General features: G+C 69.3%; 16 protein-coding genes. 5 read left to right on the forward strand and 11 right to left on the reverse strand.

What is annotated here, in order from left to right; all coding sequences use genetic code 11:
* Positions 1 to 122: 122 nt before the first annotated feature.
* The 3 genes from secD (at position 123) to ACYQ7X_RS00420 (ending at position 4,356) form a co-directional block, all read left to right on the forward strand.
* The gene (secD, locus tag ACYQ7X_RS00410) at positions 123 to 1,700 is read left to right on the forward strand and encodes a protein translocase subunit SecD (protein WP_459694839.1); all 1,578 of its coding nucleotides are present in this window, start codon (positions 123 to 125) and stop codon (positions 1,698 to 1,700) included.
* Positions 1,701 to 1,712: 12 nt separating this feature from the next.
* The gene (gene secF, locus ACYQ7X_RS00415; protein WP_459694840.1) at positions 1,713 to 2,684 is read left to right on the forward strand and encodes a protein translocase subunit SecF; all 972 of its coding nucleotides are present in this window, start codon (positions 1,713 to 1,715) and stop codon (positions 2,682 to 2,684) included.
* Between the two features lie 280 nt (positions 2,685 to 2,964).
* Positions 2,965 to 4,356 (forward strand): tetratricopeptide repeat protein, encoded by a 1,392-nt coding sequence (locus ACYQ7X_RS00420; protein WP_459694841.1) that lies wholly within the window; start codon positions 2,965 to 2,967, stop codon positions 4,354 to 4,356.
* A 13-nt stretch (positions 4,357 to 4,369) separates the two neighbouring features.
* On the opposite strand, the gene lpxB is transcribed toward ACYQ7X_RS00420, so the two are convergent.
* The 5 genes from lpxB to ACYQ7X_RS00445 form a co-directional block, all read right to left on the reverse strand.
* The gene (gene lpxB / locus ACYQ7X_RS00425) at positions 4,370 to 5,557 is read right to left on the reverse strand and encodes a lipid-A-disaccharide synthase (RefSeq protein ID WP_459694842.1); all 1,188 of its coding nucleotides are present in this window, start codon (positions 5,555 to 5,557) and stop codon (positions 4,370 to 4,372) included.
* 191 nt (positions 5,558 to 5,748) lie between these two features.
* Positions 5,749 to 6,444: a fumarylacetoacetate hydrolase family protein gene (locus ACYQ7X_RS00430; protein WP_459694843.1), complete on the reverse strand. Its 696-nt coding sequence runs from the start codon at positions 6,442 to 6,444 to the stop codon at positions 5,749 to 5,751.
* Positions 6,441 to 7,628: a phosphoglycerate kinase gene (locus tag ACYQ7X_RS00435; RefSeq protein ID WP_459694844.1), complete on the reverse strand. Its 1,188-nt coding sequence runs from the start codon at positions 7,626 to 7,628 to the stop codon at positions 6,441 to 6,443. Before ACYQ7X_RS00435 ends, ACYQ7X_RS00430 begins: the two co-directional genes overlap by 4 nt.
* Before the next feature lie 145 nt (positions 7,629 to 7,773).
* The gene (gap, locus tag ACYQ7X_RS00440; protein WP_459694845.1) at positions 7,774 to 8,787 is read right to left on the reverse strand and encodes a type I glyceraldehyde-3-phosphate dehydrogenase; all 1,014 of its coding nucleotides are present in this window, start codon (positions 8,785 to 8,787) and stop codon (positions 7,774 to 7,776) included.
* A 45-nt stretch (positions 8,788 to 8,832) separates the two neighbouring features.
* Entirely contained in the window at positions 8,833 to 10,755 is a 1,923-nt protein-coding gene (locus ACYQ7X_RS00445) for a transketolase-like TK C-terminal-containing protein (RefSeq protein WP_459694846.1), read from the reverse strand.
* Positions 10,756 to 10,967: 212 nt separating this feature from the next.
* Between ACYQ7X_RS00445 and ACYQ7X_RS00450 the strand changes: the two genes are divergently transcribed.
* The gene (locus tag ACYQ7X_RS00450) at positions 10,968 to 11,858 is read left to right on the forward strand and encodes a DUF4142 domain-containing protein (protein ID WP_459694847.1); all 891 of its coding nucleotides are present in this window, start codon (positions 10,968 to 10,970) and stop codon (positions 11,856 to 11,858) included.
* Between the two features lie 64 nt (positions 11,859 to 11,922).
* Here ACYQ7X_RS00450 and rsmA read toward each other — a convergent pair whose 3' ends face one another.
* From rsmA to lptF, 5 genes are read right to left on the reverse strand one after another with little or no spacing between them, the layout of a single operon-like run.
* Entirely contained in the window at positions 11,923 to 12,768 is an 846-nt protein-coding gene (gene rsmA, locus ACYQ7X_RS00455; protein ID WP_459694848.1) for a 16S rRNA (adenine(1518)-N(6)/adenine(1519)-N(6))-dimethyltransferase RsmA, read from the reverse strand.
* Complete coding sequence (locus ACYQ7X_RS00460) at positions 12,765 to 14,066, reverse strand: peptidylprolyl isomerase (protein WP_459694849.1); 1,302 nt, start codon at positions 14,064 to 14,066, stop codon at positions 12,765 to 12,767. The genes rsmA and ACYQ7X_RS00460 overlap by 4 nt, the downstream gene beginning before the upstream one ends.
* 48 nt (positions 14,067 to 14,114) lie before the next feature.
* Positions 14,115 to 16,394, reverse strand: coding sequence for an LPS-assembly protein LptD (locus ACYQ7X_RS00465; RefSeq protein ID WP_459694850.1), 2,280 nt, complete (start codon positions 16,392 to 16,394; stop codon positions 14,115 to 14,117).
* An 8-nt stretch (positions 16,395 to 16,402) separates the two neighbouring features.
* The gene (gene lptG, locus ACYQ7X_RS00470) at positions 16,403 to 17,515 is read right to left on the reverse strand and encodes an LPS export ABC transporter permease LptG (RefSeq protein ID WP_459694851.1); all 1,113 of its coding nucleotides are present in this window, start codon (positions 17,513 to 17,515) and stop codon (positions 16,403 to 16,405) included.
* A gap of 5 nt (positions 17,516 to 17,520) precedes the next feature.
* Positions 17,521 to 18,702 (reverse strand): LPS export ABC transporter permease LptF, encoded by a 1,182-nt coding sequence (lptF, locus tag ACYQ7X_RS00475; protein WP_459694852.1) that lies wholly within the window; start codon positions 18,700 to 18,702, stop codon positions 17,521 to 17,523.
* A gap of 158 nt (positions 18,703 to 18,860) precedes the next feature.
* Here lptF and ACYQ7X_RS00480 point away from each other — a divergent pair, with 158 nt between their 5' ends.
* Positions 18,861 to 19,460 (forward strand): hypothetical protein, encoded by a 600-nt coding sequence (locus tag ACYQ7X_RS00480; protein WP_459694853.1) that lies wholly within the window; start codon positions 18,861 to 18,863, stop codon positions 19,458 to 19,460.
* A 12-nt stretch (positions 19,461 to 19,472) separates the two neighbouring features.
* Here the strand turns inward: ACYQ7X_RS00480 and nudC are convergent, their stop codons facing one another.
* Positions 19,473 to 20,411 carry an NAD(+) diphosphatase gene (gene nudC, locus ACYQ7X_RS00485; protein WP_459694854.1) on the reverse strand — a complete coding sequence of 313 codons (939 nt, stop codon included), beginning with the start codon at positions 20,409 to 20,411 and terminating at the stop codon, positions 19,473 to 19,475.
* Between the last annotated feature and the right edge of the window lie 2 nt (positions 20,412 to 20,413).

Consider the following 20,413-nt stretch of genomic DNA (forward strand, 5'->3'; position numbering starts at 1 on the left):
CGGCAGGCGGGGCGGCGGCTCTTGCCATGCCGCGAGGAGGCGGCCATACCTCGCCGCTGGCCTCGGCCAGCCTTGCACAAGACAAGCTCAAGATCAGACCCATCGGAGGGCGCGGCGTCCCTATGCTTTATTTCAGCCGGCTCAAGGCCGCCAGCGTGATCGGCGCCTGCCTGATCGGCCTCCTGCTCTGCCTGCCCAATTTCTTCCGCGCCCCCGTCGGCTGGCTGCCCTGGCAGCAGATCCATCTCGGCCTCGATCTGCGCGGCGGCAGCTATCTCCTCATGCAGGTCGATATGGGCGCGATCGCCCGCGAGAAGCTCGCCGGCACGGTCGATCAGGTGCGGCAGGATTTCCGCCGCACCGATATCGGCTACACCCGGCTCGCCGATAACCCGGGCGCCAACCAGGTGCTGATCGACCTGCTCGATCCGAACCAGCGCGAGGCCGCGCTCGCCGCGCTCGGCGATCTCTTGCGGCCGCAGAACGGGCCCGGCAGCCTCGCCGATTTCGTCGCCGGCGGCGAGGGCACCAACCTCGTCCTCACCCTCTCCAAACCCGCCATGCAGGCGCGGGCGGAGGCAGCGCTCACCCAATCGATCGAGATCGTCCGCCGCCGCATCGACAGCACCGGCATCGTCGATCCGCAGATCGCCCAGCAGGGGGCGGACCGCATCATGGTCCAGCTGCCCGGCATCAGCGATCCGCAGCACATCAAGAAGTTGCTGGGCGAGACGGCGCATATGACCTTCCATCTCGTCGATCAGAACGTCGATCCGAATTCGGGCGAGCCGCCGCCGCCGGGCGATGCCTTCCTGCCGCTGCAGGGCCATCCGGGGCAGAAGATCGCGGTGCAGCAGGCGGTCATGGTCGATGGCGCGGATCTGACCAACGCCCAGGCCGGGCGCGATCCGCAGACCGGCGGCTGGGTCGTCAACATCACCTTCGACAGCGTCGGCGCCCGGCAGTTCGCGGATGTGACGAGCGCCAATGTCGGCCGCCCCTTCGCGATCGTGCTCGACAATCAGGTGATCAGCGCGCCCGTCATCCGCGAGGCAATCACCGGCGGCCGGGCGCAGATCAGCGGCAGCGCCAATGCCCAGGAAGCGACCGACCTCGCGCTCCTCCTGCGTGCGGGCGCGCTGCCGGCGCCGCTCACCGTGGTCGAGGAGCAGAGCGTCGGGCCCGAGCTCGGGGCGGATGCGATCCGCGCCGGCGCCATCTCGCTCGCCGTCGGCTTCGTCCTCGTCATCTTCTTCATGGGGGCCTTCTACGGCCTCTTCGGCTGGTTCGCGAATGTCGCGCTGATCGCCAACCTCGTGATGATGATGGGCATCCTCTCGCTCTTGGGCGCCACGCTGACACTGCCCGGCATGGCCGGCATCCTGCTCACCCTCGGCATGGCGGTGGATGCCAATATCCTCATCAACGAGCGGGTGCGGGAAGAGGTGCGCAACGGCCGCACGCCCTTGCAGGCGCTGGAAGCGGGCTTCCGCCGCGCCTATGGCACCATCGTCGATAGCAATATGACGACGCTGCTCGCCCATATCATGCTCTTCATCTTCGGCGCGGGGCCGGTGCGGGGCTTCGCCGTCACCATCACCGTCGGCATTCTCACCACGCTCTTCACCGCGACCGTTTTCGCCCGTCTGCTCACCGCGCGCTGGTATATCGCCCGCCGCCCGGCGGCGCTGCCGGTTTAAGGACGCACCATCATGCGCTTCTTCTACAAGCCGCTGTTCCGCCTGGTGCGCGACGATTCGCGCATCCAGTTCATGCGCGGGCGCTATGCCGGGCTCATCGTCTCGGCGGTGCTCTCCCTCGCCTCGATCGGGCTTTTCTTCTATCCGGGGCTGCGGCTCGGGATCGATTTCAAGGGCGGCGTGGTGATGGAGGCGCGGACACCCACCGAGGTCAGCTTCCCCAAGCTCCGCGCGGCGCTTGCGGAGCACCAGCTTCCCGATGCCGGCTTGCAGCGCCTCGGCGGCAAGAACGAGGTCATGATCCGGCTCGAAAGCCGCGCCAATGCGCAAGCGACGGATGCCGCGGTTGCCCGCGTGCATGCAACGCTGGCCGCCGTCGCCCCCGGCGCCCAGGTGCTGAGCACGAGCGCGGTCGGCGCCTCCGTCTCGGCCCAGCTTTTCCGCCAGGGGCTGCTCGCGCTCGGCCTCAGCTTGCTGATGATCCTCGTCTATATCTGGTTCCGCTTCGAGTGGCAGTTCGCGGTCGGTGCCGTCGTCACCCTCATTCTCGACATCACCAAGACGATCGGCTTTCTCGTCATCACCCGGCTGCAATTCGATCTCGTGATGGTCGCCGCGATCCTCACCATCCTCGGCTATTCCACCAACGACAAGGTGGTGGTCTATGACCGGATGCGCGAGAATTTGCGCAAGTACAAGACCATGCCGCTGCGGGAGCTGATCGACCTTTCGATCAACGAAACGCTGAACCGAACCCTCGGCACCTCCAGCACGGTCTTTCTCGCGGCCCTGCCGCTCGCGCTCTTCGGCGGCTCCTCGATCCAGGATTTCGCGATCGCCATGCTTTTCGGCATCGTCGTCGGCACCTCTTCCTCGATCTTCATCGCCGCCCCCATCCTGCTCTTCCTGGGCGAGCATCGGCTGCGGCGGGATACCCGCCCCGCGAAGCCCGAAAGCGCCAAGGCGGTCCAGTCCCGCCGCTAAGCGCGCGGCGCCGGCCGGTTGCCCGCGGGCAAGCCAGGGCGCGCAAGCCAGGGCACGCAAACCGGGGCGCGCAAGCCAGGAGACAGGCGGGCGGAGAAGCCGCTAGTCTGCCCGCGCCCGGCGCGCGGGGTGGCGAAGGCTCTGGCCGGCCGCGCCGATGACGGACGATCGAGGACGAGGGACGATGCCGCCAGAACCTGCTAGCGCGACCGCCGAGGCGCCGCCCGCTGTGGCGCCTCCGACAGAGCCGCCCCCGGCTGTGGCGCCCCCGGCCGAGCCCATGGTGCCGATGCCCCTCGGCCTCATGCTCCGTCTTGGCACCGAAGCGCATGATGCCGGCCGCTTGCAGGAGGCGGAGGCGATCGCCTCCAACCTCCTGCGCGCCGTGCCGGGGGATGCGCGGGTGCTGCAACTCTCCGCCATCATCGCCTTCCGCACCGGGCGCGAGGCGCTCGGCATCCAGTTCCTCGAACGCGCGATCGCGCTTGCCCCGCAGAACGCCTTCTTCCGGCGCAATATCAGCGAGATGTATCGCCAGGCCGGGCGGCTGGAGGAGGCGCTGGCCGCCGCCACCCAGGCCGTCACCCTCATGCCGGGCGACCCGATCGCGCTGCACAACCTCGCCGTCATCCAGCATCAGCGCGGCGAGATCGAGCAGGCGATCGCCGCCTCGCGCCGCGCGCTGCTCCTCAAGCACGATCAGGCCGGCTCGCATTTCGCGCTGGCCGAGGCGCAATTGCTGCGCGGCGAGATGGCGGAGGGCTGGGAACGCTACGAATGGCGCTTCCGCATCCCCGGCGTGCCGCCGCTGATGCCGCCGGCCTTGCAGGAGGGCGCGGTGCAGTGGGGCGGGGCACGCCTGCCGGCAGGGCGGAAGCTGATGCTGGTGGGGGATCAAGGCTTCGGCGATGTCATTCAGTTCAGCCGCTATATCCCTTGGGCGATGGCGCAGACGGAGGAGATCTTCCTCGCCCTCAGCCGCGAGATGGCGCCGCTGATCAGCCGCATGTTCCCCAGGATCGACATCCGCCAGCGCTGGGCGGATTGCCGGGATTTCGCGGCCTTTTCCGCGCTCTCCAGCCTGCCGCGGCTGCATGGCACGCGGCTCGATACCATTCCGCCGGCGGTGCCGGTCACGGTCGATCCGGCGCGGCTGGCGGCCTGGCAGGCGCGGCTGGCGGCGAGCCTGCCGCCCGGGCTGCGGCGCATCGGCATCGTCTGGGCCGGGCGGCCGACGCATAAGAACGACCGTAACCGCTCCATCGCCTTCGCCGTCCTCGCCGGCGCGCTCGCCGATCTGCCGGGGATCGCGCTCGTCAGCCTGCAGAAGGGCGAGCGGGAGGCCGATGCCAAGGGCTATGCCGGTGCGGCACCCTTCTTCGACGCCGCGCCCTTCCTCAGCGATTATGAGGAGACCGCCGCCGCCATCGCGGCGCTCGATCTCGTCATCACGGTCGATACCTCGGTCGCGCATCTCGGTGGGGCGATGGCGGCGCCCACCTGGGTGCTGCTGCCCTATGTGCCGGATTGGCGCTGGCTGATGGCGCGGGAGGATAGCCCCTGGTATCCCGCGCTCCGGCTGTTCCGCCAGATCCGTCCGTTCGATTGGCGGTCCCCGCTCGCGGCGATCGTCGCGGCACTCGGCGCGCGCGCGGGCGAGCCGCAGCCTTAGCTCGGCCCGCGCCTCAGGCCCGCGGGAGCAGCGCCAGCACCGCCTCCGCCGCCGCGTCCGACGGGAGGCCCGCCGCTGGGCGGAGTGCCGCCATCACTTCAGCGAAGGCCGCCTTCTGCGCCGCTGCCGCCTGCGGCTCGTCGAGCAGGCGGGCGACCTCGGCCGCCAGCAGTTCCGGCCGGCAGCGCTCCTGCAACAGTTCCGGCACCACCGCGCGGCCGGCGAGGAGATTGACCATCGCCGCATGCCCCACCCGCACCACCCGCCGCACGATCGCCGCCGTGATCGGGTTCACCTTGTAGGTGACGACCATCGGCACGCCGGCCAGCGCGAGTTCCAGGGTCGAGGTGCCGGATTTGGTCAGGGCAAGAGTGGCGGCGGCAAAAGCATCGTGCTTGGCGGCGATCTCTGTCACCAGAATCGGCTTCAGGGCCCAGCCGCCCGCCGCCGCCAGCACGGCGGCCGCGACCGGGGCTGCCACCGGCATCACCGGCACGAGACCGGGGAAGCGCGCGGCGAGCAAAGCGAGCGTCCGCTCGAACACCGGCAGCAGCCGGGTGATCTCGGTCATCCGGCTGCCGGGGAGCAGAAGGATCAGCGGCGTCGTCTCCGCAAGCCCATGCGCCGCGCGGAAGCGGGCGGCATCCCCGGTATCGGCGCCCGATTCCAGCACCGGGTGGCCGACGAATTCGGCGGCCAAGCCGTGGCGGGCGAAGAAGGCCGGCTCGAACGGCAGCAGGCAGAGCAGCTTCTCCCACAGCCCGGGGTATTTGCGCACCCGATGCTCCCGCCAGGCCCAGACCTGGGGGGCGACGTAATGCGCGCGCGGAATGCCGAAATCCGCGATGCGGCGGAGCAGGCGGAGGGTGAAGCCGGGGCTGTCGATCGTCACCACCACATCGGGGCGACGGGCGGCGATATCCGCCACCGTCTCGCTCAGGCGGCGGGAGAGGCGGAGGAGCTTGGGCAGCACCTCGGCCAGCCCCATCAGCGCCAGTTCCTGCATGGGAAAGAGGCTCGGCATGCCCTGCTCCTGCATGCGCGGGCCGCCGATGCCGGCGAAGCGCGCGCCGGGCCGGCGGCTGCGGATGGCCGCGATCAGCCGGGCGCCGAGCACATCGCCGCTCGCTTCACCGGCCAGGATATAGATGAGCGGTGCCGCGGCGTCGTCATCGCCGGAGCGGGGAGAGGCTGACGTCACAGGCGAGCCCTTTCTTCCAATCTCACCGCTCCAGGTCATCCCTGGGTCCACCGGGCAAACCCGGCCAAACCTGGCCGCCGCCGCGGCGCGCGGGCTGAGGCTCCGGCGGAGACGGTCTTAAGCCCCGAGGCGCGGGGGGGAATCGCGCCAAGGCTTCGGTCGGCCGCGAAGCGAGGCCAGACGAGGCTCGGTCAGGCCGCGATCGTCACCCGCACCGGCGGCAGGCCGGAGACGGAGCCTTCCAGCACATCCCCCGGCTGCACGGCGGCGACCCCTGCCGGAGTTCCGGTGAAGATGAGATCCCCCGGCGCGAGGCGGACGAGGCGGGAGAGCGCGGCGATGATCTCCGGCACGCTCCAGATCATCTCGCCGATGTCCCCGCTCTGGCGGAGCGTGCCGTTGACCTTGAGATCGATCGCGCCCGCGCGCCCGAAACCGGCGGGCAGGGCGGCCAGCGGCACGATCTCGCCGATCGGCGCCGAATGGTCGAACCCCTTGGCCATATCCCAGGGCCGGCCCGCCTTCTTGGCGAGCGCCTGGAGATCCCGCCGCGTCATGTCGATCCCCACCGCATAGCCCCAGAGATGGGCTTCGGCTTCGGTCGCGGCGATCTCCGCCCCGCCGCGGCCGATCGCGGCGACGAGTTCGATCTCGTGATGCAGATCCTGGGTTTCTCCCGGCCAGGGCATCGTCGCCCCGCCGGTCAGCACCGCATCGGCGGGTTTGGCGAAGAAGAAAGGCGCCTCGCGCGTCGGGTCTCCACCCATCTCCCGGCTATGCTCGGCATAGTTGCGGCCGACGCAGAAGATCCGCCGCACCGGGAAGAGGCCGCCGCCCGCCACCGGCACCGAGGCCTGCGGCGGCGGCGTGAAGACGAAGGCGCTCATGCCCCGAGCGCCGCGACGCCCGGCAGAGTCTTGCCTTCCAGCCATTCGAGGAAGGCGCCGCCGGCCGAGGAGACATAGCTCAACTCGTCGATGACGCCGGCCTGGCGCAGCGCCGAGACGGTATCGCCGCCACCGGCGACGCTCCGCAGCTTACCTTCCTGGGTGAGATCGGCGACCGCGCGGGCGACCTGCACGGTTGCCGCGTCGAAAGGCGGGATCTCGAAAGCGCCGAGCGGTCCGTTCCAGACCAGGGTCTTCATCCCGGCCAGCCGGTCGATGATGAGCTGCGCCGTCCTCGGGCCGACGTCGAGGGCCATGCCGTCATGCGCGGTATCGACGGGGAGCGCGCGGGTCTCGGCATGCGGCTTGAACTCGGCGGCGACCGTCGCGTCCACCGGCAGCAGGATCTCGCAGCGGCTGCCCTCGGCCTGGGCCATGATCTGGCGCGCGGTCTCGTGCAGATCGGCCTCCTGCAAGGAGCGGCCGACCGGCAGGCCTTTCGCGGCGAGGAAGGTATTGGCCATGGCGCCGACGATGACGAGCACATCGACGCGGGCGAGCAGATTGCCGAGCAGGTCGAGCTTGGTCGAAACCTTCGAACCGCCGACGATCGCCATCACCGGCCGCTCGGGGTGGGAGAGCGCGGCTTCCAGCGCCTCCAGCTCCGCCTGCATCAGCCGCCCGGCATAGCTCGGCATGTGATGGGCGAGGCCCTCGGTGCTCGCATGCGCGCGATGGGCGGCGGAGAAGGCATCGTTGACATAGAGATCGCCGAGCTTGGCGAGGCTCGCGACGAAATCCGGATCGTTCTTTTCTTCGCCCGGATGGAAGCGGGTGTTTTCCAGCAGAAGCACGTCCCCATCCTGAAGCTTGGCGACCGCCTCTTCCGCCGCCGGGCCGATGCAGTCATCCGCGAAGGCGACGGGCCGGCGCAGCGCCTCGGCGAGCGCCTCGGCCAGCGGCCGGAGCGACATCTCGGGCACGCGCTTGCCCTTCGGACGCTCGAAATGCGAGAGCACGACGACGCGGCCACCCTTGTCGGCGATTTCCCGGATGGTCGGGCCCACGCGCTCCACGCGCGTCATGTCGCTGATATGGCCATCCCGCATCGGCACGTTAAGGTCTGCGCGCAGCAGCACGCGCCGGCCCTTCACCTCCGCCTCGTCGAGCGTCTTGAACGTCATCACGCGTCCCCTGAACCTCGGTTGGTCTTGCTTATACCAGCCAGCCGCGCGCCCGCCCGGCCGGCATTCTGTCGATCGCGCGGGCGGCGGCGGCGGCGGCGGAAGTCGCCGTGGCCGCCGCCCGGCATGGGCCGGCGCCGGCCTTTTACAGCGCGCCGAAGACGGCGGCCGTGTCGCTCATGCGGTTGGAGAAGCCCCATTCATTGTCGTACCAGGAGAGCACGCGGAGCATCTCGCCATCCACCACCGTCGTCTGCGTCGCGTCGAAGGTGGAGGAGGCATCGTTATGGTTGAAGTCGGAGCTGACCAGCGGCTCGGTATTGTAGCCGAGGATGCCCTTCAGCGGGCCTTCGGCTGCCGCCTTCATCACCGCGTTCACCTCCTCCTTGGTCGCCTTCTTGGCGAGGTTCACGTCCAGCGAGACGAGCGAGACATTGGGCGTCGGCACGCGGATGGCGGTGCCGTCGAGCTTGCCCTTCAGCTCCGGCAGCACGAGGCCGACGGCGCGCGCCGCCCCCGTCGAGGTCGGGATCAGCGAAAGGGCCGCGGCACGCGCGCGGTGCAGATCCTTATGCAGGGTATCGACCGTCTTCTGGTCGCCGGTATAGCTATGGATCGTCACCATATAGCCGCGCAGGATGCCGAAATTGTCTTGCAGCACCTTGGCGACCGGAGCGAGGCAGTTCGTGGTGCAGGAGGCGTTGGAGATGACGGTCATCTCCTTCGTCAGCGTCTGGTGGTTGACGCCATAGACGATCGTCGCGTCCACCCCGTCGGCCGGGGCCGAGATCAGCACCTTGCGGGCGCCGGCCTCGAGCAGCGGCTGCGCCTTCTCCTTGCTCGTGAAGATGCCGGTGCATTCCATGGCGACATCGACGCCCTTGAGCGGGATCTCGGCCGGGTTGCGATGCGCCGTCACCTTGATCGGGGCGTAGGTGCGGCCGTTATAGGTGATGACGAGGCTGTCGCCCTCGACCGCGACGGTGCCGGGGAAGCGGCCATGCACGCTGTCGTAGCGGAAGAGGTGGGCATTGGCCTCGACCGAGCCGAGGTCATTGATCAGCACCGGCGTCACGTCCGTGCGTCCGCTTTCGATCAGCGCGCGCAGCACGAGCCGCCCGATACGGCCGAAGCCGTTGATCGCTACCGTCACAGCCATAATCACTCTCTCCTGTCGAATGGGCTTCCCCGATCTCGGGCACCCTCAAAGCTTCTTCTTAACCGCGATCACCAGCGCCTCCGCCGTCACCCCGAAATACTCGCCGGGGCGGGCGGCCGTGAGCCCGAGGCTTGCTGCTCCGATAAACTGTCCGCGCTCGCCAAGCCAGCGCCCCCAGCCGAAATCTGACCCGGCCTCGACCGCAAGGCGCGGCGCATCGCCGAGCACATCGGCACGATAAGCCTCCGTCTGGCTGACGAACAGCGTCCAACAGGGGAGGGAGACGACCGCCACCGGAATACCGGCTTCGCCCAGCAGCCGGCGTGCTTCGAGGGCGAGGGCCAGCTCCGCCCCGCTCGCGATCAGCGTCGCGGCGCGCGGATCGAAGAGCCCGGCCGCGACATAGCCGCCGCGGGCGCAGGCATTCTCCGAGGTATCCTGCCGCCAGCGCATCATTGCCTGGGTGGAATGGATGAGCACGCTCGGCCCGTCATCCCGTTGCAAGGCAAGCTCCCAGCATTCGGCGGTCTCGATCGCGCAGGCCGGGCGGAAGACGAAGAGATTCGGGATGGCGCGGAGCGAGGCGAGGGGGAGCGCGGCGGCGGCCGCCGGGTCGCCATGCTCCTCGGCCAGGCTATGGATCATCCGCCGCCCTTCGCGCGCCAGCGGGCGGAGGGTAAGCGGCAGGGAATCGGCGCCCGAGGCGGGGCTTTCGGCAACGAGGGTGAAGCCGCCATGGCTCGCGAGGCCGGCCAGCGTGCCCGGCAGCGCCGTCTCGGCGCCGGCGAAGGCGATGTGGCGGCCAGCGAAATCCCCGGCATCGACGACGGCCGCGCCGGCGAGCGGGCTTTCGGCGGTCTTTTCGGCGAGCGTCGGGCTCGCGGCCGTGAGGTCCGGGATGATCGCCGCCATGCCGGCGAGGAAGCGGCGGCTCGCCTCCAGCGGCGAGAGCGGCGTTTCGATGGCGGCAAGCCTGGCGCGCTCGGCCCGCGCGGAATCACGCCAGCCATCGGGCAGCCGGCCGCTCTGCGCGCGCTCGAACTCCGCCGCCTGGGCATGGCGGGCGAGCCGCTTGAGCCAGCCGCGCCGCGTCGTCGTGTTGCGCGCCCCGGCGGCGCGCCAGGCCTCGCGCACATCCTCGGAGAGCGCCCGCTCCTGCAGCCGGGGCGGATGGGCAGGCCTGCGGCAGGCGATCAGCAGCGGCTTCCTGGCCCGCAGCGCGATCGAGAGGGCCGAGGAGATGGCGGCGGTATCCTGGCCGGCGATGCGCTTGGTCGCCCAGCCCCAGGCGGCGAAATGCTCGAGCAGCGGATGGACGAGCCGCGCCGCCGCATCTTCCGCCGGCGGTTCCTCCACGAAAAGCGCGAGCTTGCCGAGCTTGAGATCCCCGGCGAGCTTCGCCGCCTCGTAGCTCTGTCCGCCGATGAGGTCCGCCGGCGTCGTGAAGAGCCAGGTGCGATGGTCGCACAGGCTTTTGCCAAAGCGTGCCGCCTGCATGCGCTCGGCGAGTGCCGCGCCCACCGCGCAGGCCAGCGCCTGGCCGGGCGGCGCGAAGACGGTATCGAGCCCGGGCAGGCCGAAGGTGAGATCGGCCGCCTCGATGCCGGAAAGCTCCAGCACCGCCCGCAGGATCTGCGCCTGCTGGCGGCAGGAGACGATCAACCGGTCACGGTCCGCCCAGTTGGGGGCGGCGGAATCGAAGCGGAGCGCGCGGGTCCAGAGCGTGGCGGCAACCTCCACCATCGGGCTCAGCGGCGTTTCGGGCGAAAGGCCGGGCTCGGCCAAGGGGGCGGCGAGGGCGAGGGCGAAAGCATGGCCATTGCCGCCGCTCGGCGTGGCAGCCGCGCGCGCATGCAGCAGGGCGCGGAGCGCATCCGCCATCCGGTGCAGCCGCTCCGGCTGGCGCGCCTGGGCGAGAGGCGTGGCTTCGGCGCCCTTGCGCGAAAAGATCTCCGCGAAGCGGGTCACCCATCCTCCGGCATGTTGTGCGGGCTCGTCTCCAAGTGCTGCTTTTGAACCCCATGGCAGGCGCCGGCAAGCCCCGCGCGGCAGCCGCGCCTTCCGCGCCGTCGCGTCACGTTCTAGCGATTCCGCCTTTGAACCGGCGCCGCGGCGCCAATCTCGAAGGGCGTCACCGCGCTGAACAAAGCGCAGAAAACTGATTAAAAAGGAGTAACCTCATGCGAAACGCCGCGCCCTTCCGTACCCGCTGGCTGCTGTCGAGCATGATCGGTGCCGGCCTTCTGCTCAGCTCTGGGGCTGCTGCCCTCGCCCAGGCGGTGCCTGGGGAAAACCCGACCGCGCCCGCCGGCCCGGCCAATGGCGCCGCCACCCAGGTCATCCAGATGAAGCCCGGCCAGGAGGCAGGCACGGCGAGCGTGCTGCCGGCCGATACCGGCCCCAACCCGGCGGCATCGGTGCGGGATTCGCGCTTCGTCACCCATGCCTCGGCCATCAACCAGGCCGAGATCATGCTCGGCAAGCTCGCCGAGCGCCGCGGCCAGACGGCGCAGGAGCAGAGCTATGGCCAAATGCTGGTGCAGGACCATACGCAGTCCGAGATGGCGCTGAAGGGCATCGCCGATGCGAGCATGCTGCCGCTCGCCAAGCAGCCGGGCCCGATGATGCGCAGCGTCTACAAGGAGTTGGCGAGCGCACCGGCGGGCTCCTTCGATGCCATGTTCAACCGGATCGCGGTGCGCGGCCATCAGGAGGCGATCCACCTCTATCGCATGGAGGCGCATTCCGGCCAGAACCCGGCGCTCCGTCAGTTCGCGATGAAATCCCTGCCGGTGCTGCAAGCCCATCTGCAAACGGCTGAGAGCATGATGCCGGCGGGCAGCACGGCCCAGGCCGGCATGACGGGCGCCATGGGCCAGGGCGGCATGAGCCAGCCGAATATGAGCCAGCCCGGCACGGGGCAGGCGATGGGCAGGATGCCGGTAGCGGGCGTGCAGGGCGCGCGGGCCCAGGCCCAGGCGGCCATGGGCGCGCCGATCAGCGGCAATCCGGACAATTCGGCCGATCAGCTCAATGCCCGCGTGCTGAGCGTGACCGGTCAGCAATCCTGATCGCTCGGGGCCCGGGTGCTTGCGGGCGCGTCATGCCCCGCAGGCGCGGCTTCGGGCGCCTTGCTCAGCCGGCGTCGCTCAGCACCAGCCGGGCCAGCCGCTCGAACTCGCTCACCGTCAGCGTCTCCGCCCGGCGCGTCGGCTCGATCCCGGCGCGGGCCAGCAGTTCCGCGCCGCCGAGCGGCTTGAGTGCGGCGCGCAGCATCTTCCGCCGCTGGCCGAAAGCATGCTGCGTCACCCGCTCCATCGCCGCGAAAAGCGCGGGCGCCGGCTGCTCGGCGCGGGGGATGAGCCGCACCACGGCCGAATGCACCTTGGGCGGCGGCGTGAAGGCCTCGGGCGGCAGGCGGAAGCAGAGCGCGGTCTGCGTCGTCCATTGCGCGAGCACGGCGAGCCGCCCGTAGGCCTCGGTATCGGGGGCGGCGATGATGCGTTGCGCCACCTCTTCCTGGAACATCAGCACCAGCCGCTCATAGGCCGCAGCCTGGCGCAGCCAGCCGATGAGGAGCGGCGTGCCGACGTTATAGGGCAGGTTGGCGATGATCTGCCGCGGCGCCGGCACGAGGGCGGGGATATCCACCCGCGTCGCATCCGCCGCCACCACGCTCAGCCGGCCAGGATAGGCCAGGGCCAGTTCCTCGGCGACCGCCACGCCGCGCGGGTCGATCTCGATCGCGGTGACATGCGCCGCCTCGCTCGCCAGCAGCGCGCGGGTAAGCCCGCCCGGGCCGGGGCCCACCTCCACCACCTGCCGCCCGGCGAGATCGCCGCCTGCCGCCGCGATCCGCGCGGTGAGGTTCGCATCCAGCAGGAAATGCTGGCCGAGGGAATGCTTCGCCCGGAAAGCGTGCCGGGCGATCACCTCGCGCAGCGGCGGCAGGTTCGGCCCCGCGGGGCCCGTGCCGCTCACTGCTTTTGCATAATCTGGATCGTGGCCTTGCGGTGCAGGTCGTCCAGCGTCTGCTGCGCGGCGAGCCCGACGCGGGTGCGGAACAGGCTTTCCGCGATCTGCGCGCGGGACGGCAGGCCCGCCGCCTCGGTCTGCCGGCCGCAGATCATGACGACGGAAACCCCCTTATCGGCTACCAGCGGCGGGCTCGCCCGGCCCACCGGCAGGCTCGCCAGCAGCTTCTGGAAGGCGGGCGGCGTCACTTGCGAGAGCGTCACCGGCCCGGGGTTGGAGGGCTGGATGCTGCCCGCCGCCTTGTTCGCCGCCTCGATATCGGCGCAGCTCCGGGCGCTCACCGCGATCGCGTGGATCTTCTCCATCGTCGCGCGCTGCTCGGCCGTCGGGTTCTGCGAATTGAGCGGCGTCGTGAAGGGCAGGAAGACCTGTCGCACGTCGAGCACGGCATCGCCCGCTCCGCCGGCCTGGCCGGCGATCTGCTTGCCGCGCAGCTGCACGATGACGATCCCCCCCGCAACCGAGACCGGGTTGCTGATGGCGCCCACCGGCATCTGCTGCACCAGGCTCGCCACCGCCGGGTCGAGCTGATCGGGGCTCACCCAGCCGAGCGCGCCGCCTTGCAGCGCGCTTTCGCCCTGGCTGAACTGGGCGGCGATGATCGGGAAGGGCGCACCCTGGCGCAGCTGGGTGATGACGGTTTCGGCGAATTTCTCCGCCCCCGCCTCGGCCGAGGGCGAACTCACGGGGATGAAGATTTCGCCCACATTATATTGCGGCTGGCCGCGCTCCTGCTTGAGGAGGGCGAGCTGGCGGTTCACATCAGCGCTCGTCGGCCGGCCCATCGTCGTCACCACCTGGCGCAGCACATCGTCCCAGGCGAGCTGGGTGCGCACCTGGGTGATCAGCGTATCGACATTGACGCCGAGGGATTTGAGCTTCTCCCGCAGCATGCCGGGCGCCATGTTGTTCTTCGCCTCGATCGAGGCGATGGCGGCGGCAACCTGGGTGTCCGTCACCACGATGCCGCGCTTCTCCGCCTCCTGAAGCTCCAGCTTCTCGTTGATGAGCTGTTCCAGGATCTGCGGTTTCAACCGGTCCACGACATCGGGGGTCGGCGGCTGGCCGGTGGCGAGCGCGAAGAAGCGGGCGCGGTTGTCCACATCCTGGTTGGTGATGACATCGCCGTTGACGACGGCGGCGATCGTCGCCGTCTGGGCGCGGGCGGCGGGCATGCCGAGGCCAGCCAGCGCGAGCCAGACCGGCAGGACCGCCAGGGCAAGAAGGTTCAGGCGGAAAGGCATGGCGTTTCTCGGAGCTCCTGGCGGCTGGGGGCCGGATTGCGGGGCGGATCAGAGCGCATTGAAGCCGATCGCCCCGATGGTTTTGAAGGTGACGGTGAAGAGCACGGTGGTCGAGCCGTTTTCGCTGCCGATTTGCGTGTTGCTGTGAGAATAGGAGAGCGCGAGGCCAAGGCAGTCGTTCTGCCAGCCGAAGCCGAGATTGGTGCTGTCCAGCTGGCCGGTCTGCACATTCTCCTGCACCCCGCCGTTGAAGCTCCAATTCTGGTAATTGGCGTTGAGCCCGAAGGTCACTTCGTTGCGCGGCACGTAGTATTCGGCCGGCGGCGGGCTGCCGTCGTAATAGTAGTACGGATCGGTCGAGGAATAGAGGTAGCCCGCGGTCATCCGCAGCGCCGGCACGCCCGCTGTCACGAAGGCGTCCGTGTATTTATCCTGCAGGCTCGTGTGGTCGAGGCGGGTGCGGTAGGTGAAGCTCAGCCAGTCGGCCGGGGTGTAGGTCAGCCGCGCGACGATATCGGAGACCGTGCCGGTCAGCCCCGATTCGGGCGCGAAAGTATTATCCGCATGCGTGCGGTAGGACTGGCCGATCAGCCCGTCGATCGTCTGGCCATTGTTGAGGAACCAGGTCGTCTCGAAGCCGACATTGGCGCGCATGCCGTTTTCGAGCCGGTCGATGCCCGGATATTTGTTGAAGCCGAAGAGGTTGGCGTCGGTGAACTGGAAGTCGAAGCTGTCCTCGTTCGGGATATTGGTGACGTTGACGTCGTTGCTGATGATCGGCGCCGCGATGAGCTGCACGATCGGCTTGAAGAGTTCCGAGCCGAGCGAGCCCGAATCGTTGATGATCGGCCAGGCGTAGTTGAGCGCCACCTGCGGCAGCGCGCGGACCTCCGAGGCACTGCTGTCGGTCGTGTCGTAATTGGGGAATTCGTTGAGGTTGGAGGCATTGTAGGCCGCGGTGTCGAGATGGAAATCGACGCTCCATTGCTCGCCGAGCGGATCCTGGTACGGCAGCTTGTAATCCGTCGTCAGCGCGGCGCGCTGGGTATCGGTGCCGGTGGTGCGCATGATGTTGAAGACATTGGCGCCGAAGGAGGCTGTGCCGCCGAGGGCATCTGGCAGCCCCTGATAGGAATAGAGCGCGTAGGGCAGCACGAGCGGCAGTTCGCTGTTCGTGACGCTGCCGACGAGCCCCTGGTAGAAGCTCGACTCGATCCGCGCATAGGAGCCGGCGCCGAAGCCTTCGAGGTAGAGATTGCTTTGCAACTCGTTGGCGTTCGGCAGGATCGAGTAGTCGTTGAGGTAATTGACCGAGGAGGCGCGCTGCAGGTTGAAGCCGGCGCGCCAGGCGGGCGTCAGGTCGAAACTGCCCTTGCCGAAGATCGCGCCGGCCGGCTGGCCATGGTCGAAACCGGCCGAGGCGTCGATGTTGAGTTCCCCGAAATTGAAGCTCTTGCGGTATTTCGCGTCGCCCTGGATGCCCTCCTTGGAGGAGAAGGTCGGCGTGAGGATGGCGTCCGACGACGGGTCGATCACCCAGTAGTAGGGGATTGCGGTGAAGGCGCCGATATGGCTGTTGATGCCGGCATTCGGGATCAGGAGGCCGCTCATGCGCTTGGCCGTCGGGTCGGGATGCGCGAAATAGGGCACCCAGAGCACCGGCACGCCGGCGATCTTCATCGTCGCGTCGTGGTATTCGATGATGTGGTGCTGGAGATCCTGGGTCGCGGTATTGGCGGTGATCTCCCAGAGCGGCGGCCGGTCGGGGTGCTTGGCGCAGACATCGCAGGCGGTATAGACCGCGCGGCTCATCTCGTTGAGCTTGGCATCCGTCCGCCGCGCGCCATTGGCGGCAAGCTTGGCGTTCTTCGGCAGCCGCACGTTGATCGCGCTCATGATGCCGTTCGTCATGTTCTGGCTCAGCTCGGCATAGGCGGCATAGACCACGCTGCCATCGGGCGAGACCAGCACGACATGCCCCACCGCATCCGCAATATTGGTGTTGCGGTCGAAGAGCACGCGATCGGCGAAGAGCACATGCCCCGCCTGCCAGGCTTCGACATGGCCGGTGAGGGTGACGATATTGCTCTGCTGGTCGTAATCGATGCGGTCCGCCTTGAAGGCGACCGGCTTGTGGCGGTCGATCGTCATGCCCGGCGTCATGCCCGGTGCCTGGGCATGGGCTTCGCGCAGCAGGCGCGGCGTGCCGCAGACGAGGCCGAGCGAGGCGGCGGCCAGAAGGGCGGAGCGCAGGCGGGCAGGCTGCTCCTGCCGGCGGCGCGGGCGCCGCCGCGGGCCGCGGGGGAAGCGGGGTCGGGGGTGCGACATCGGCGGCCTCAACCGTCTTCGAGATGCAGGAGCAGCGAGAGCGCGAGCAGCAGCCCTGCCGCCGCCGGGGCCCAGGCAGCGAGCGCCACCGGTAGCGCACCGGATTGGCCAAACTGCTGCGCCACCTGCGAGAGCATGAAGAGCGCGAAGCCCGAGATCACGCCGCCGCCGATCATCCGCGCGATGCCCCCGCGCCGGCTGGTCTGCATCGAGAAGCCGGCGGCGACGAGCGCCATCGTCGCGCAGAGCAGCGGCAGCGCCAGCAGCGCCTGGAAGCGCAGGCGATGGGCAACGGCGGAGAAGCCGGATTTCTCCAGGATGCGGATGAAGCCCGGCAATTGCCAGAAGGAGAGGGCATCGGGCGCGGCGAAGCTTTGCTGGATGCGCCCGACGGTGAGGTCGGTCGGCAGCGTTATGGCCGTGGGGGGCGAGGGCATCTGCCCCGGCCGCAGCACCCGCGCATCCGCCAGCAGCCATTGGCCGGGATAGAGGCGCGCATTCGCCGCCTCGATCCGGTCGATCATCTGGTCGTTGGGGCCAATCCGGAAAACGGTGAGCGGCCCGGTCGTCAATACCTTGCCGCGCATCATCACCCCGGTCGCATGGAGGATCGCCACGCCTCCCTTCTCCTTGCTCTCGTCACCCTGCCGCAGCCATAGCTGCCCGCCATTGAGCGCCATCGGCCCGCCGCCCGCGTCGAGATAGGTCTGTTCCAGCGTATTGGCGCGGGCGAAGAGCATGGCCGAGACCGGGCTTACCGCGACGATGCCGAAAACGCCAAGCCCGAAGGCGCAGAGGATGGGGCCGAGGAGAAATTGCCAGGCGGAGAGCCCGGCGGCGCGCGCCACCACGAGTTCGGAGGAGCGCGCGAGCCGCCAGAAAGCCCAGATGCCGCCGAGCAGCACGGCGAAGGGCAGCACCTCCAGCATCGCCCAGGGCAGCCGCAGCAGCGCCATCTTCATCACCATGGAGAAGGTCACCTCCGGGTGGCTCGCCGCCCGGCGCAGCAGCTCGATGAAGTCGAAGAGCGAGACGAGCCCGGTCAGCGAGGCGAGCATGGCGAGGATCGAAACCACGAAGACCCGGCTGATGTAGAAGGAAAAGATGCGGGAGAGGAACACGCGGCTCAGGCTCCCATGCGGCCGGTATCGGCGCGGCCTGCATCGGCGGGCAGGGCCGGCGGCGGCACCCGCAGGCGGCGCGGCACGAAGAGGATCCAGGCGGCGATGACGCCCGGCAGGATCGCATGCAGCCAGACGAGCGGCAGGAAGGCGCTGTTGCGCGCTGCCAGATTGGCGATACCGAGGCCGAGCGCCACGAGCCCCACGGTGATGCCGACGCCGATCAGCGGCCGGGCGAAGCCGCCATGGCGGCGGAAGGCGCCGGTCAGCACCGAGGCGAGGGCGATGAGGGTATAGGAGAGCACGGTGAAAGGTTCCGAGAGGCGGCGATGCGCCTCCGCCCGCCAGGCCGGCCGGTCGCGCGGCATCACCTCGTTCGGGCCCGGATGCAGCAGGTCGTGCAGCGAGACCTCGGAATCATCGCGAAACCGCGTGCCGTCGTCATTCGCGGTTTCGGTGAGGTTGATCACGTTCTCGCTGAAGGTCAGCAGGTTGAGGCGGCCGGTCTTCTTGTCCACCTCCTGCCGCTCGCCGTTGAAGAGCACGACGCGCGGCCCCTGCGCACCGACCACGATGCGCCCGCTCTGGGCGATGATCGTCGCCGCATTGGCGGGGTCGCGCTCGTCATCGACGAGGATGCCGTGCAGCAGCCCATCCGGGTCGCGTTTGCGGACATAGACGGTGAGGTTGTGCGAAATCGTCGTGAAGACGCCTTCCTGGATGAGGAAGGCGGCGATGCGGTTGCGGATCTCGAACTGATATTCGCGGAAAGCCGCGAAGCTTCCCGGCACCACCCAGATATTGAGCCAGAAGCAGAAGATGGCGACGAAGGTCGCGAGCATGAGGGAGGGTTTGGCGAGGGCGAGGGGAGATTGGCCGGCCGCCCGCATGACGGTGAGTTCCCGGTCCCCCGCGAGGCGCTGATAGACGAACTGCACGACGACGAACATCGTGATCGGCAGGATGACGGCGACGAAGCTCGGCACCAGCAGCACCGTCAGCCGCAGGAAGACGAAGGGCGAGAGGCCGCGGTTGACGATGAGATCGATGAAGCGGAGCGATTGGGTGAGCCAGATGAGGGCGACGAGGGCCGCCGTCACCGCGACGAGGGCAAGCAGCACCTGCCGGAAGATATACCGGTCGAGCCGCGAGAGCGGGAGGCGGAAGCGGAGCGAGGCGGATGCCATTAGCGGTGTTCAATTCTCCAAGGGCTCAGCCCTCTGGGAAGGGTGAGGCGCGCGCTTGTACCGGAGCCCGCGCCGAATGACAAAGCGCCAGCCATGCCGGCGGCGGCGAGGCCTCCAGATCCCTGCCATTTCCCACCGGCGCGGGCTATAGAGCGGGGATGAAAAATGCCCCTGATCGTCAAACCCGCCGGGGCCGCGCGCCGGCGCACCGGCTGCGGGATGCGATTCTGCTGCCCTTCGCCCTCCTGCTCGTGCTCTTCGAGAGCTTCCTGCAGGGGCTCGCGCGGCTCGTGCGGCATTTCGGCCCGCTCCGCCGGCTGGAGGCGATCCTCGCGCGGCTGCCGCCCTGGGCCATTCTGCCGCTCTTCCTCATCCCCGAGGCGATGAGCCATGTCGGCGGCTTCTACGCCGCCTATCTGCTGGCGCAGCGGCAATATGTCGCGGCGACGCTGGTGGCGGTGCTGATCAAGGGCGTCGGCCTCGTCATCGCGCTCTGGATCTATCAAGCCTGCCGCCCCGCCCTCATGACGATCCGCTGGTTCGCATGGGTCCATGGCAAGGTTGAGGCAGCCCGGGCCTGGGCGATGCTCCGCATCGGCCCCAAGCTCGCCCGCGCCCGCGCGCTGGTCGCCGAGATGCGGGCGGCGCTGCGCTCGGTACTGGGTGCCGGGCCTCGGCCGCCGGGGGCGGCGCATAGCGGGCGGCGCTTCGCCGCCATCCGCCTCTGGCTGCGCCTGCGCTTAGGGATGGGCCGTTGAGCGGCGGCGGTCTCAGCCTTCCTCGGCCAGCCAATCCTCGATCAGCCGGCGGGCGATGCTGTCCGGCCCCGGCAGGCGAAAGCCGTGCGCCTCGGCCGCGCGGCATTCGGCGCGGGTGAACCAGCGGGCATCGGCGAGTTCGTCATCGAGGAAGCGGATCTCCTCCGAAAGCCCCTCGGCATGAAAACCGAGCATGAGGGATTGCGGGAAGGGCCAGGGCTGGCTCGAATGATAGGAGACGGCGCCGACGCGCACCCCGGTCTCCTCGGCGACCTCGCGGCGCACCGCTTCCTCAAGGCTCTCGCCCGGCTCGACGAAGCCCGCGAGCGTCGAATACATCCCCTCCGGAAAGCGCGGCGCATGGCCGAGGAGGGCGCGCCCTTCGCGCAGCACCAGCATGATCACCGCCGGGTCGGACCGAGGGAAATGGTCCGTGCCGCAGCCGGTGCAATGCATGACATGCCCCGCGCTCCGCGGCTCGCAGGCGCTGCCGCAGACGCTGCAGAAGCGGGTGCGGCTCTGCCAATGCACGATCCCGCGCGCATAGGCCAGGATGGCGGCCTCCGCCGCCGGCAGCAGGCCGCCGAGGCCGCGGATATCGGCGAAGGCGGCGCCTGCCGCCATCGCCGCGGGGGCGAGGTGCTGCGGCTCGGCATGGGCGCTGAGATCGAGCGTCCAGACCGGCTTGCCCTCCCAGAAGCCCAGGAAGATCCAGTGCGCCGGGGCAGGGCCGAAGGCCACGGCTTCGGCCACCGAGAAGAAGCGCGCCCGCGTATCGAAAAAGAGGCTCTGCGTCCGCCAGATCGGGGCGACGAGTGCCTCGGGATGCTCCCGCGCGGCGGCGAGGAAGGCCTCGTCCGCCCGGCGCTCGGCCATGCGGTCGAGCGGGTTGCCCGTATAGACGTTCGGGCGGCGGGGGCGGATCGGTCGGAAAGAAGGGCTATCGGTCACGA

The organism is Acidisoma sp. C75, from assembly GCF_054665095.1.